Source organism: Mesorhizobium sp. M0778, assembly GCF_040320105.1.
Lineage (GTDB): Bacteria > Pseudomonadota > Alphaproteobacteria > Rhizobiales > Rhizobiaceae > Mesorhizobium.
The window spans coordinates 33,686-46,863 of record NZ_JAMYPA010000017.1; the positions used below are offsets into that span (position 1 = coordinate 33,686).

Sequence of the window (13,178 nt, forward strand, 5' to 3'; positions counted from 1 at the left end):
GGTGAGTGTCCCCATCCGGAGATACGCTCTTGCCTGAACCCGCCAACCATCTCGCCTTCGCGCTGGTCTGCCTCGGCATGGTGCTGACGCCCGGCCCGAACATGATCTATCTGATTTCGCGCTCGCTGTCGCAAGGGCCGAAGGCCGGGCTGATCTCGCTGGGGGGCGTGGCGCTCGGTTTTTTATTCTACGTGCTGTCAGCGGCGTTCGGCATCACCGCGCTGCTGCTCGCCGTGCCCTTCGCCTATGACGTGCTGCGCCTTGCCGGCGCGCTCTATCTGCTGTGGCTTGCCTGGCAAGCGGTGAAGCCGGGCGGGCGCTCGCCCTTCCAGATCCGCGAACTGCCTAAGGACAGGCCGCGCAAGCTGTTCGCCATGGGCCTGATGACCAACCTGCTCAACCCGAAGGTGGCAGTGCTCTATCTGTCGCTGCTGCCGCAGTTCATCAGCCCCGGCAAGGGCCACGTGCTGTCGCAGCTTCTGGTGCTCGGTGCCACGCAGGTCGCCATCAGCCTGACCGTCAACGCCATCATCGCGGTGACGGCCGGCTCGATCGCCATCTTCCTCGCCGGGCGGCCGCTATGGCTGGTGATCCAGCGCTGGATGATGGGCACGGTGCTGACCGCGCTGGCCGTCAAGATGGCAACCGATGCGCAACGCTGATCGGGCCTACATCGGCCGTCTGACCTGCTGTGCCCGCTCCGGTTCGACCACCCTGCGGTAGAGATGCCAGGTCGCGTGGCCAAGGACGGGCATGACGACGGCAAGCCCGGCAAATAGCGGGATCGAGCCGATGACCAGGAGCACGGCGACCATTAGGCCCCACAGCGCCATCTGCAGCGGGTTTGTCATAACTGCGCGCGCCGACGTCTCGACTGCCGAGACCGCGCCGACATCGCGGTCGAGCAGCAGCGGAAAGGCGACGACAGTCGTCGCCAGCACGATCGCGGCGAAGGCGAACCCGGCCAGGTTGCCGAGCAGGATCAGTGTCCAGCCCTTGCTGGTCGTCAGCACCTCGCGAACAAAGCCGACGATAGAGGTCGGAGGCTGATTGCCGTACAGGCTGGTGTAGATCGATTGCGCGGTGAACAGCCAGAGCAGGAACAGTACCAGCAGCATGATGCCGATGACCGCAATCGCGGGCAGCGCCGGCGAGTGGCGCACGTCGAGCGCATGCCACCAGGATGTATCCATGCCGAACTCGCGCCGACGGCTGATTTCGTAAAGGCCGATAGCGGCGAACGGACCGACCAAAGCGAAGCCGGACATCAGCGGATAGATGAGCTGGATGGCATTCGAGCCCGACGTCCACTGCGTCAGGATCAGGCCGACCACCGGATAGATCAGGCACAGGAACACATAATGCGACGGCTTGGCCCAGAAATCCTCTACGCCGAGACGGAGCGCATCGATCAGATCCTCGGTGCTGATGCGGCGCACCGTGGGCTGTACATGCATTCCACGCGCGTCCGCCATGACATGAAAGCCAGCCATAACCTTTCTCCCGTGTGTCGGGGCGGTCACCGCCAGGATGGCCGCCCGCAGCTGCCACTTCAAGAACGGCGATATGATAGCCGATCTCGGCGCGCTTGTCGCCACCACCCGGCGCCAGGGCGCGCCGGGCGGCTGAACGAACAGATTAGGCCGCGAAGCGATCGATCACCTCGGCCAGCCGCACGTGACCGAGGCAAGCGCCTGACCCGGCCGGCTTTTCACCATCCTCGATGGCCTGCGCAAATCGCACGTCCGGATCGCTTTCGATCCGGCGGCGCAACGCCGCCAGCTTGGGATAAGCTGCGCCGTCGACCGCCTTGTGGAACTCCGCCCAGCGCGCCACGCCGATCAGCGTGGTATCGGCAAGCGTCAGCCGGTCGCCGACCAGGAAATCCGTGTCGAGGATCATCGCCTCGAGCTGGTCATGGCGGTTGGTAACGACCTTGCGGCCAAAGTCACGCAAGGTTGCCAGCAGCACCGGCTCGGCCGATTCCATTTCATATGCGGCCCAGAGCGGGGTGAAAGCGGCGGTGAAGCCGGTGTTCACGAAAGCCATCAGCTGGTGCATCCGGTCGGCTTCCGGCGAGCGAGGCTCAAAGCTGATACGACGTTGCGTATCGCGGGCTTCGAGCCAAGCGGCAATCGCCATGGTCTCGGTGAGCACCCTGCCTTCGTCGGTGATCAACACCGGCGTTTCCTGACGGCCGTTGATGCTGGCATAGGCGTCGTTCTTCATTTCAGTGAGGAGGTCGACTCGACACAGGCGGTAGGGCTGTCCGACGCGTTCAAATGCAGCGACGAGCCCCATCGAACTTCCCAGCGGGAAGCCATAAAGGAGGATAGGTTCCATTTCTTTGTCTCTTCCATAATTTAGGGATTACGCTGCGCAGCGAAACTTGACCCTAAACGCTGGTCGCCCCATGTAAATTACGCACTATTCTGTAACCAGGTCCCCCCATGAAAGATGTCGTCTCACGCTGCCCGATCGAAGAGACCATGCGTGTGCTCAGCGGTCGCTGGCCCACCTTGCTGCTCTACTATCTCAAGGACGGCACCAAGCGCTTCAGCGATCTGAGGCGTGACAACCCGACCGTGTCGCACCGCATTCTGGCTCTCGAACTGCGCAAGCTGGAGGACGCCGGGATTGTGCGGCGAACGGCGCATGCCGGCTATCCGCTACGCGTGGATTACGACCTCACGACGCCCGGTCTCAAGCTTGTGCCGCTCATCGAGGCCTTGGGCAGATGGTGGGAACATACCGGGGACGACCGGGTCGGCCAGGCTCCACCGATGCCGGAAACGAGGCTAGACACAGCGGCCTAGCCGATCGTGAAAATCTGACGCTTGCTATCCGAGGCTGGACAACCGCTTTGGATAGGATCCGGCCGAATATCGGAATGCACGGACAGCGCCAGAAGCTGTCATTGCCGAGCAGATACTCTAACGTCGCGTTTGGGCCGGAAGCGGAGATCCGCTTTCGGGATGATTGGGCCAAAAAGCTGACCTTCGCGTCCAGCATAGCGTGGGCTGGTTTGCGCCACTTGCGGACCTTTGCCAATGATGCCGCGAAGGTCGCGTCTCGGACCCGTTGCTGCCCTTCGGTCACAGCTTGGGGCATATCAAAGGTGTGAACACGACAGACAAGCCAGTCGCGGAAATTGGCAACCGGGATGTCTGAACCGAAGGCGCTACCCCAGCCGGCGAACCGCTCGGTATTCGCGCGAGACGCTGAAAAAAACAGCTGTGACCACGAACGCGGCCGGCTGCTGCGGCTGAAGGGACGAGGCGTCGCGATCTGCGGCCCCTCAGCCGGTCGACTTCTTGAAGTTGGCGAGGGCCTTGTCCCAGTTCACCACGCGCCACCATTCCTTGAGGTAGTCGGCGCGGCGGTTCTGATACTTGAGATAATAGGCGTGTTCCCAGACGTCGACGCCAATCACCGGACGCGCCCCTAGCTCGAGCGGCGTGTCCTGGTTGGCTGTGCTGACGATGTCGAGCTTCTTGTCCTTGTTCACGACAAGCCATACCCAGCCGGAGCCAAAGCGGCCAAGGCCAACCGCCGTGAGCTTTTCGGTCAGGCCCGCATAGCTGCCGAAGGTGCTGCTTATGGCGGCGTTGAGGTCGCCACCGGGCTGGTTGGGGCCCCCGGGAGTCATCAGCTCCCAGAAGTGAGTGTGATTCCAATGTCCCCCAAGATTGTTGCGCACGCCTTCCGGGACCTTGCCCAGATCTGCCAGAATAGCCTCCATCGGCGTGCTGGCGAGCTCGGGCCAAAGCGGCACGAGTTGATTGCAGGCATTCACATAAGCGGCGTGATGGCGGTCGTGATGGATCATCATCGTGGTCGCGTCGATGTGCGGCTCTAATGCGTTGTTCGCGTAGCCGAGCGGTGGGAGCTTGAAGGGTTGGGTCTCCTGCGCAAAGGCCGCGGCGCCCAACAGGGTTGTGTTGGCTGCCGCGGCCGATGCTCCTGCGAGAAATAGAAGACTCTGACGCCTGTTCATGGTGTAGCTCCGGGTGAAAGTGGAACGCCAATGCTGCATGCTGTTCGTTTACGAGGTGTCGCGACTCCAAGCATCGCTTCGCGAAATTCCCTGAGGGTTAGCCATTGTTCCGATCAGTGTTGAACGAGATAGGTTTCAATCCTGCCGACACCTGCCAGTTCTACATTACAGCGCGGTTCGAGCTTCCAGGAGGTGTGCAGGGCCTGCTTGGTTGCCTCCGAAATCTGCATGCGGTCGGCCACGCCCTGGGACTCGAGCCGGCTTGCAATATTCACGGTTTCGCCCCAGACGTCGTAGACGAACCGATGCCGGCCGATCAGGCCCGCGATCACCGGTCCCGTGTGCACGCCAATGCGGATCCGAAAACCATCGTTGCCCCACGCTAAGGGCTTCAACGCGTCCAGCATGGATTTCCCCAGTGCCACGATCCTGTCGGCATGGTCAGCTGCCGGTTCCGGAACACCGCCCGCAGCCATATAGGCGTCTCCGATGGTCTTGATTTTCTCCACGGCATGCTTCTCCGCCAAGACGTCGAACGTGCTGAATAGCCCGTCGAGGCGTTTGATCAGGTCCGACGGCGGCAACCTTGCCGCTATGCTCGAGAAACCGACAATATCGGCAAAAAGAATGGTCACTTCATCGAACCGGTCGGCAATGAACTCTTCGCCCCGTTGCAGCCGTGCCACGATCTGACCGGGCAGGATCGCATGGAGAAGCGAGTCAGCCCGCCGCTTCTCCGCCTCGATCCGCTGAAGATACTGGTGCTCGCGGTCGAGCCAACGTTTCTTCTCCAAACTCGAGTTGATCCGGGCGCGCAGCAGGACCGGATTGAAAGGTTTAGGCAAGTAGTCGTCGGCCCCTGCCTCGATGCAGCGGACCACCGCGTCCACTTCGTCCAACCCCGATATCATGATGACAGGGATATGCCGCCATCGGCGCTCCGCTTTCAATCGCGAGAGCACCTCGATGCCGTTCATGTCCGGCATTAGGACGTCCAGCAGAACCAGGTCGAACTCGTGTTCCGCGAGGTGAGTCAGCGCCGACGGACCGGACTCGGCAGTGACTACCTGATGACCGTCACGTTGCAAGCGGCGCGAGAGGAGACCGCGGTTGCTGGTGATGTCGTCGACGACAAGTATGCGGCCACCGTGACCGGAGCTTGCGTCGTGCTCTGCCTTGATCAGTGCCCGTTCGAGCCCTGCCACATCGATCTCAGCCTGATCCGTGGTCCGCGGTTCCTCGCTGTCGGGTGCGCGCGAGAGGCCGGCAATCGCATCGACATGCGCCAGCAACTCAGCCGCCGCGGCGAGCATCACCCTGACATCCTCTTCCAGCGCGTATTCGTGCAATTCTTCGGCTTCTTCACGAATCATTTCGGAATAGCCGATGATGGCGTTGAGCGGCGTTCGCAAGTCGTGGCGCAGTTTCGCCTCGATCTCGACCCCTGCCCGGTTCTGATTGTCCGCTTTGCCGTGGATCAAGCTGTCGATCAGGCTACTCAATTCGCAAGCAGCGGCGCCAACCTTCTCTAGATCCGGTCTCATGTGGCCCAGACCGAGATCCTGCACCTGCTCGGTTAGCAACTCCTGAAATCCTGAGATTGCCCGCGCCGGTCCGGCGAGCTGTTGCGCCAGATGGACGGCGATCGCATGGCGTTGGAACTTGTTCTTAGCAGGCATATTTTCAAACCGTCGGTCCGCGCCTCATCGATTCGCGGCAAGCAATTGTTCAATTTTCTGGACAAGTCGCGACAGGTCCACCGGCTTGCTATCGTAGTCATCGCAGCCTGCCTCGAGTGCCATTTCGCGATCGTTGGCCATCGCGTGCGCAGAAAGCGCAATGATCGGGATCCCGGAGGTGGCCGGATCAGCCTTGATCCGCCGGGTCGCCTCCCACCCGTCCATGACCGGCAAGCTCATATCCATGAGGATGAGATCGGGCCTTTCCGAAACGGTGAGTTCCACGCCCGACTGTCCGTTTTCCGCAATGAGGACTTCGAACCCACGCCGTGACAACCGCCGCAAAAGCATGTCGCGGTTCAATTCGTTGTCTTCTACGAGAAGGATCCTCGTCATCTTTAGCTTCCTTCAGCCATGGGGGTGGTTCCGCGATCGGCAATGCTGGCACCTGTCGACCCAAGTGGGAAGATCTGGCGCTCGAGGGCCTCGACCAACTGAGACCGACTATTTGCGCCCTTGATTACAACCGCGACCGCCCTGTCGCGAAGCCACTTGAGCTCGTCCGCCGATAAATCCTTGGAAGTCACGACGACGACCGGAATGTTCTGAAGCTCGGGCACCTGCTGCATCTCGTTCAGGGTCTGGAACCCGTCCATTTCGGGCATCAGCAGATCAAGCAGGACCAGACGCGGTAACAACCGCTTCATCAGCTTGAGGCCGCGCAGGCCATCGCTTGCCTCGTGAACCCGCCAATCCTTCTTGATCAGGATACGCCGAAGGAAGTCGCGGGAGGCTTGATCGTCGTCAATAACAAGCACATCGCGGTTGCCGCCGCCGCAAGCCTCTATTGTTCGTATAAGCTTCTGGGTGTCGATCGGCTTCGTGAGGTATTCGACCGCACCGAGTGAGAGGCCGAGTTCGCGATCTGCAAGTATCGTCGCAAGGATTACCGGAATCTCGCAGAGCTCCTTATCGCCCTTCAGTGAGCGCAGCACTGACCAGCCGTCCTGATGCGGCATGATGATGTCGAGAACGATTGCGGCCGGGCGATGCGCTCGCGCCGCGGCTATGCCTTCCTCGCCGCTTGCTGCTTCGATTGATGCCAGTCCCGCCTCAGCCAAGGACCTGGCGATGAGAGTTCGGGCGGCTGGTTCGTCATCTATGATCAGAACCGCCTGCTCCGAGGGCCTCGACGACAGCGGCTCGGCGGGTTTCTGCTCGCCAGGTTCTTCGTCGCACTCGGCTGGAATCTCCATTGTGAAAGTCGAGCCTTTTCCGAACTCGCTTTTAACGGTTACAACGCCTCCGATCATGCGGCAGAAACTCCGGGTTATGCTGAGGCCCAATCCCGTCCCGCCGTAGTTGCGAGTGGTGGAGGCGTCTGCCTGCGTAAAAGCATCAAAGAGCCGTTCTTGCTGCTTTGGCGTCATCCCGATCCCGGTGTCGGACACTGTGAATATCAGCCAGTCGCCGTCCGATCTCCTCTCGCGTCGAATCGCCAGTGTTACACGGCCCCCCTCGGTGAACTTGGCTGCGTTACTGAGGAGATTGAAGAGGTTCTGACGCAACTTCGTCTGGTCCGAATGCATCTTCCCGAGGTCGCCCGCGAGGTCCATAACGAAACTGTTTCGGTTTTTCGCCATCAGTGGCGCGACTGTGGCCTGGACATCGCGCAACAAGTCGGCGACGTCGAAAGTCTCCAGGAAATTTGCCATCTTATTTGCCTCGATCTTCGACAGATCGAGGATGTCGTTAATGAGCGCGAGGAGATGGCGACCGGCCCCGGCGATCTTTTCCACATCTGGCACGAACTCATTCATTTGCTGGTCGCTCGCCTCTTCGATCAGCATCTCGCTGTAGCCAATGATCGCGTTCAGTGGAGTGCGCAACTCGTGGCTCATGGACGCGAGGAAGCTGCTCTTGGCCTCATTTGCCGCTTCAGCATGACTCTTGGCCCGCTCGAGTTCGACCTCTCTCTGCTTCAGTTCCGTGATGTCGGTGTAAACGGCGACGGTCCCGCCGTCAGGGGTCTTTCGTTTGCTGACGCGGACCCAGCGTTCTCCAAAGCGACCCTCGTGGACGAAGCCTGCCGGATCCTTCTGGATGCGCAGCCTCTTCGCAATCCATTCCTCCGGCGACGCGCCCTCAAGGTCGACGTGCCCGCTCGCCAAGCGTCTTTTCAGAATATCCTGAAGGCTCTGCCCCGGCAGAGTAGCTCGGTCATTGTCGGGAAAGATTTCGCAGTATTTGCTGTTGGCAAGAAGGACCTTGTCCTCCGAATCGAACAGGACAAATCCGTCAGAAATCGCCTCGAGTGCCGCTCCGATCGTCCGTCTTTGCCGCTCCGCCTCATCCTCCAGTCGTTGCTTTGCAATTGCGCTCGCCCGGAAAAGCCGAAGCGTCCGCGCCATCGCGCCGAGCTCGTCCCCTCCCTCTGCCTGTATTTCGACGTCGTAGCGTCCTTCCGTCAGATTTCCGATTACCCGGTTCAGCCGCCGCAACGGTCCGACGATCGAGCGAAGAACAAGGATGGTGAGAAGCGACCCGATCATCACCACGATGGCCACCAGAACAGCAGCAGTAGTCGCCGTTTTCTGGGTTTCCGTTACGACCTCGTTGCGAGCGGCTTCTGCCTCGGCGCTCGCTCGGTCGACGAGTTTGTTAAGCGCAGCATCCACGTTTGCGCTGTGGGTACGCGCCTCGGCGAGGAGAGTGTTGCCGATGATGCGGTTGTCTTGAGTATAGCTGTCTGCCGCCTCTAGCGCTGTTTTGACATAGGCATCCATCTCAACGCGGATTTCCCTGACCGCATCCGGTGATGATTTCGAAAGGCGGTCCAGATGTGCCAGTAGTCGCTCGCGCGCCTGCTCGGCATTACGCTGGGAATTCATCAACAAGCTAACCGACAGATCAGTCAGCCAGTATCGCAATTCGCCGAATGTTGCGTGCGCCGCAGCCGCAGTGGACGCGGCGTCGAAAAATGCTTTGGTCTCCGCAGTTCGATCTGCACTGCGATAAAGTGCCTGTGTGAGAAAGATTGACGATACGATGAGGCTGATAAGGCCGGCCGCTGTCAGCGCAGCTATGCGGGCCGAAATCGGTAGATGGGCAAAGGGACGCGCAAAGGGCCTCGCCGGCGCCGATACCGTTTCCACGCGGTGCGGTGATTGTTCCAAAGCGCTCATTTGAACAAGACGATGCTTATCGCGCCTCCCAGATCGCCCGCTTTGCCGCCCTCCTTTGGGTATCCTGTCACGTCGATCTCGCCCTTCGGCTCGCCGTGGCAGGAAAGACACGAGCCAGTATAGTATTCGGGCAGCAGCATTCGAAATGCAGGGCGTCCATCCGCCTCGGTGACTTCCGTGTAGGCTTCTCCCTTTGCTCTCTGCGGATCCAGCAAGACGCTTTCGATGATCCGTGCTTCCCATGCGTCCGGAAGCGATTTGCGGTTGCGCACGAGTTGCTCTGGCGCGGTCACGCGCACCCGAGCTTCGTTGCCGGCCTTGGCAGCGAACTTGTCATTCATCAGACGCGCAAACACCGCCGGCACGAAGCCTTTGAAAGCGGTTCCCGCGCGGTTGATGTTATCTTGCTGTTCGTCCACCACCTCTCGCATCGCCTCAATCTGGGCCTCAAGCAGACGCCGGTCGCGCTCGGTCAATCCGCCCGAAAGCGGGTCGTGGCCGGTGTGTTTTGAGTATGCGGCGATGGCTTCTCTCGTAATGCGCTCACCGTCGAGGTGCTTGTCGCCAAGAGCAGGATCATTGATGAGCGTCTGATAGTTCGAGATGATGCTTCGCCCCGCACGGAGCAATTCCGCGAGTCGCGTTCCCGTCACGACATCCTCGGTAACTCCCGCTCCGATGGCAGACGACACGACGAGTGCGCAGCCGACAAGAACAGCGGCAATGAAAGTCCGGGTCAACGTCGACATGGCGGACATTTCCGTTCCCTTCAAGGACGGCCTTTAGGGTATATTAGCATAACACGATAAAAGGCGGGGACCCAGCGGCAAACTTTGCTGGTTCCGCAACGAACAGTCTGGGCGACTTGCGACCCGCGAGCTCGGCCCTTTTTGTTGCGCTGTGGGTCGGCTTGAGCGAGATTCTAATCGCCTGCCCGGCAAAAGCCATGATCACCGCTATGTCAGGCGGGCATGACCGTTGCGAGAATTGAAAATTATGAAGGCAAACCAAGCCTGAACAGGCGCATGCTGCTCAGAGCTGCCGGCCTTGGCGCCCTTGCCGGGCTCGCCGCCTGCGCAACCGCCGTGCTGCCCACCGGCGAAGGCGCCGGTGTCTCTGCTTCCGCGGCCGGCACCCTGAGCGGCATTCGGGCCTCAGCCGGTCTTGGACCGCTTGTCGCCGATCCTCGTCTCGAACAGGCGGCCTTGCAGCAGGCCGGCTACATGGCGCGCCGCGGCCGCATGAATCACACCACCGGCTGGGGCAAGGACTTTGCCTCGCGCGTCAAAGACAATGGCATTGCCGGCGCCGCCGCCGAGAACATCGCCGAAGGCCGCTTCGACCAGCAGAAGCTGTTCGATATCTGGGTGCATTCGCCAGGCCACCGCCGCAACATGCTAGACCCGCGCTTCACCCGCTTCGGCCTCGCCTATGTACGCGACGGCCGCGACAACACGCTTCGCTACTGGTGCCTTGTGCTCGGAAGATAGCACGGTTTCGCCTTTGGTCGGCGGAGTCCGTGCCGGATGATCGAGCCGTCAGTCTTTGCGGCCGCCGAGCAACTCCTCGATGTCCTGCGCACAAACCGGTCTGCTGAAATGATAGCCTTGCATTTCGTCGCAATTGTTCCTGCGCAGGAAGGCCACCTGATCATCTGTCTCAACGCCCTCGGCAATGACCCTCAGGTTGAGATTTTGCCCCAATGAAATCACCGCGCTGGCCACAGCCTGGTCGTTCTCGTCGGCGGCAAGATCCTTGATGAAGGATTTGTCGATCTTCAGCCGCGCCACGGGAAAGGTCTTGAGTGCGCTGAGGCTGGAATAGCCTGTGCCGAAATCATCGATCGAGATCTGGACACCCAGGCTTTGCAGGGCGTTCATGGTCGCGACCGCCAGGTCGATATCCTGCATGATAAGGCTCTCGGTCACCTCCAGTTCGAGGTACCTGGCCTCCAGACCGCTGTCCTTCAGCGCGCTGACAATGCGATCGATCAGGTTGCGTTCCCTGAATTGCCGCGCCGACACATTCACGCAAACGGTCAAGGACGGCAGCCCTGCGTCTTGCCAGGCTTTGTTCTGCCGACAGGCCTCATGCAGAACCCAGTCGCCGATCGGTACGATCAGACCTGTCTCCTCGGCGGTCGGGATGAACATCGTCGGCATTATCGTACCAAGCGTTGGATGGTTCCAGCGTATCAGCGCCTCGACCGCAAAAATCCGACCTGACCGAAGGTCCACTTGCGGTTGGTAGAGCAGAGTGAATTCCGAACGCGCCAAGGCGTTTCGCAACTCTTCCTGAAGCACGAATTTTTCATGCGCCCGGGTATTGAACTCCGGAGCGTAAAACTGGAAATTGTCGCGGCCGAACTCCTTGGCGCGATACATGGCCGCATCGGCATTTGCCAGCAGCGTATCGGGCTCAGTCCCATCCTTCGGATAGTTGGCAATGCCTATGCTGGCCGTCGCCCGCACAAGATGCGCTCCGAGCCGAACCGGTTCGGCGAGTGCCGACCTGAGCTTTTGCAAGGTCTCGGAAACGAGATCGACGTTCGCCGGCTGGTCGAAAAGCACGATGACGAATTCGTCGCCGCCAAGCCGCACGACGGTATCGGTTGCCCTCACGCAGTCGACCATGCGACTTGCGACGATCTTCAGAAGCTCGTCTCCGGCATTGTGGCCGAGCGTGTCGTTGACAAATTTGAAATTGTCCAGATCGATGAACACCACCGTCACCCAGCGATCGTATCGCTGGGCGTACAGGACCGCCTGCGAAAGCCGATCCTCGAGCAAGGCGCGATTGGGAAGCCCGGTCAGCACGTCATGATTGGCCATGAAGTGGATCCGGTCTTCAGCCTGTTTGCGTTCGATGGCGATCCCGGCGATGCGCGTGGTGAAATCGATCAGGCGGGTCTCGGCCTCGGTCGGTTCGCGCACCGTCATCGAATACATCGCAAAGACGCCAAGCACCGCGCCCTGATGCGACAGGATCGGGGTCGACCAGCACGAACGCAAACCGTGCGGCCGCGCGAGTTCGCGATAATCCTGCCAAAGCGGATCCTGCATGATGTCAGCGACAATCACCGGCTCGTGCCGATAGACCGCCGTTCCGCAAGACCCCGCCCGAGGGCCGATCGCGGCGCCGTCGACGGCGTCGGTGTAGTCTTTCGCCAGGCTCGGCGCGGCGGCGTGGCGCAAGTGGCTGCCATCCTTGTCGAGCAGCAAGACCGAACCGAATATCCCCGCCAGTTGGGACTCGACCAGACGCATGAGCCGCTCGAGCACGTCTTCGAGGGGAGCGCTCTTTGCGATCATCTCGAGGATATGCGCCTGCCCATCGCGAAGGATTTCGGCCTGCTTGCGCGCAGTGATGTCGCGGGCAATGCCGACGAGGCCGAAAATGTTGTTTTGAACGTTGCGCAATGGCAGTTTCGTAGACAGGAACCATTTGCCGGTGCCTGACGCATCGACGACGAACTCCTCCTCGTCGATCATCGGTTGTCCGTCGCGCATCAGTTGCTGCTCGACGAAGCGAAATTTCTGCGCAAGATCCGGCGCATGAAGGTCGAAGTCGCTTAGGCCGATCATGTCGCTCGTGCTGTCTCGACCGCTGTCGGACGCAATGGCTCGGTTGGCGACGACGAAGCGGCTTTCGGTGTCCTTCACCCACATGTAGTCAGGCACCAGGTCGATCAGCGTCTGCAAGGAGATACGCTCGTCGACAACCAAGCGGTTGGCGCTGAGCTCGCTGATGTCCTCGTGCGTGGCCACCCAGCCGCCGTCAGGCATCGGTTGATGGCAGACCTGAATTGTCCGGCCATCGGCGAGCTCGGCTGTCCAGTTCCCCGAAGCAGTGCCCGAATTGACTGCCCGGGCCAACGCCAGATAGGCGTCCGCATTCATTGCCGAGGTCCCGACAGCGACGCGCCGCTCGACGATTTCGCGCAGCGCCGCCCCCGGCTGCAATTGCTCCGGCGCAAGACGATAGATTTCCGCATAGCGCCGGTTGCACAGGATCAGCCGTTCATCGGCGTCAAAAAAGCAGATGCCTTGCGAGATGTTCTCGATCGCGGTCTGGAACCGCAGTGCCTGGTCTTGAAGCGCTGCAATCGTGGCGCGAAGCTCGCGCTCGAGCGCCTCATATGAGGCAGTCGCCAGTTGTGCCAGCGTCGTCAAATTGGCGGATTCGGGCACTTCGGCGGTTTGCCTGGATGATTTCGTGGCCAAATACAGTTCCTCCCGCTGATGCTTGAGGCAAGCAAAGGAGGCTCGCCTTCAACCCAAAAGCGAGTGCATATTGGTCGGGATATACTAATGGCAG

Annotated in this window: 11 protein-coding genes; 3 read left to right on the top strand and 8 right to left on the bottom strand. The window is 60.6% G+C overall.

What is annotated here, in order from left to right; translation table 11 throughout:
- The first annotated feature begins 29 nt into the window (after positions 1-29).
- Positions 30-662, top strand: coding sequence for a LysE family translocator (locus NKI22_RS21950; RefSeq protein WP_023674336.1), 633 nt, complete (start codon positions 30-32; stop codon positions 660-662).
- A 6-nt stretch (positions 663-668) separates the two neighbouring features.
- Here NKI22_RS21950 and NKI22_RS21955 read toward each other — a convergent pair whose 3' ends face one another.
- Entirely contained in the window at positions 669-1,493 is an 825-nt protein-coding gene (locus NKI22_RS21955; RefSeq protein WP_352588536.1) for a DUF2189 domain-containing protein, read from the bottom strand.
- A 145-nt stretch (positions 1,494-1,638) separates the two neighbouring features.
- The gene (locus tag NKI22_RS21960) at positions 1,639-2,343 is read right to left on the bottom strand and encodes a glutathione S-transferase family protein (protein ID WP_352814907.1); all 705 of its coding nucleotides are present in this window, start codon (positions 2,341-2,343) and stop codon (positions 1,639-1,641) included.
- Between the two features lie 107 nt (positions 2,344-2,450).
- Between NKI22_RS21960 and NKI22_RS21965 the strand changes: the two genes are divergently transcribed.
- Positions 2,451-2,816: a winged helix-turn-helix transcriptional regulator gene (locus NKI22_RS21965; RefSeq protein ID WP_352481730.1), complete on the top strand. Its 366-nt coding sequence runs from the start codon at positions 2,451-2,453 to the stop codon at positions 2,814-2,816.
- 482 nt (positions 2,817-3,298) lie between these two features.
- On the opposite strand, the gene NKI22_RS21970 is transcribed toward NKI22_RS21965, so the two are convergent.
- From NKI22_RS21970 to NKI22_RS21990, 5 genes are all read right to left on the bottom strand, one after another.
- Positions 3,299-3,997, bottom strand: a complete 699-nt coding sequence (locus tag NKI22_RS21970; protein WP_084642425.1) for a superoxide dismutase — start codon at positions 3,995-3,997, stop codon at positions 3,299-3,301.
- Between the two features lie 113 nt (positions 3,998-4,110).
- Entirely contained in the window at positions 4,111-5,676 is a 1,566-nt protein-coding gene (locus NKI22_RS21975; RefSeq protein WP_023717115.1) for an adenylate/guanylate cyclase domain-containing protein, read from the bottom strand.
- A gap of 24 nt (positions 5,677-5,700) precedes the next feature.
- Positions 5,701-6,072 (bottom strand): response regulator, encoded by a 372-nt coding sequence (locus NKI22_RS21980; RefSeq protein WP_023717114.1) that lies wholly within the window; start codon positions 6,070-6,072, stop codon positions 5,701-5,703.
- A gap of 2 nt (positions 6,073-6,074) precedes the next feature.
- Complete coding sequence (locus NKI22_RS21985; RefSeq protein WP_023717113.1) at positions 6,075-8,861, bottom strand: ATP-binding response regulator; 2,787 nt, start codon at positions 8,859-8,861, stop codon at positions 6,075-6,077.
- Positions 8,858-9,619: a Tll0287-like domain-containing protein gene (locus tag NKI22_RS21990; protein ID WP_023717112.1), complete on the bottom strand. Its 762-nt coding sequence runs from the start codon at positions 9,617-9,619 to the stop codon at positions 8,858-8,860. The genes NKI22_RS21985 and NKI22_RS21990 overlap by 4 nt, the downstream gene beginning before the upstream one ends.
- A 213-nt stretch (positions 9,620-9,832) precedes the next feature.
- Here NKI22_RS21990 and NKI22_RS21995 point away from each other — a divergent pair, with 213 nt between their 5' ends.
- Positions 9,833-10,351 carry a CAP domain-containing protein gene (locus NKI22_RS21995; protein ID WP_023717111.1) on the top strand — a complete coding sequence of 173 codons (519 nt, stop codon included), beginning with the start codon at positions 9,833-9,835 and terminating at the stop codon, positions 10,349-10,351.
- A 48-nt stretch (positions 10,352-10,399) separates the two neighbouring features.
- Here NKI22_RS21995 and NKI22_RS22000 read toward each other — a convergent pair whose 3' ends face one another.
- Positions 10,400-13,084: an EAL domain-containing protein gene (locus NKI22_RS22000; protein WP_352814905.1), complete on the bottom strand. Its 2,685-nt coding sequence runs from the start codon at positions 13,082-13,084 to the stop codon at positions 10,400-10,402.
- Positions 13,085-13,178 lie beyond the last annotated feature (94 nt).

Excerpts from the sequence above, each read along its gene's own strand:
- NKI22_RS21955 (WP_352588536.1), bottom strand. The coding sequence starts at position 1,493 with ATGGCTGGCTTTCATGTCATGGCGGACGCGCGTGGAATGCATGTACAG.
- NKI22_RS21960 (WP_352814907.1), bottom strand. The coding sequence starts at position 2,343 with ATGGAACCTATCCTCCTTTATGGCTTCCCGCTGGGAAGTTCGATGGGG.
- NKI22_RS21965 (WP_352481730.1), top strand. The coding sequence starts at position 2,451 with ATGAAAGATGTCGTCTCACGCTGCCCGATCGAAGAGACCATGCGTGTG.
- NKI22_RS21970 (WP_084642425.1), bottom strand. The coding sequence starts at position 3,997 with ATGAACAGGCGTCAGAGTCTTCTATTTCTCGCAGGAGCATCGGCCGCG.
- NKI22_RS21975 (WP_023717115.1), bottom strand. The coding sequence starts at position 5,676 with ATGCCTGCTAAGAACAAGTTCCAACGCCATGCGATCGCCGTCCATCTG.
- NKI22_RS21980 (WP_023717114.1), bottom strand. The coding sequence starts at position 6,072 with ATGACGAGGATCCTTCTCGTAGAAGACAACGAATTGAACCGCGACATG.
- NKI22_RS21985 (WP_023717113.1), bottom strand. The coding sequence starts at position 8,861 with ATGAGCGCTTTGGAACAATCACCGCACCGCGTGGAAACGGTATCGGCG.
- NKI22_RS21990 (WP_023717112.1), bottom strand. The coding sequence starts at position 9,619 with ATGTCCGCCATGTCGACGTTGACCCGGACTTTCATTGCCGCTGTTCTT.
- NKI22_RS21995 (WP_023717111.1), top strand. The coding sequence starts at position 9,833 with ATGACCGTTGCGAGAATTGAAAATTATGAAGGCAAACCAAGCCTGAAC.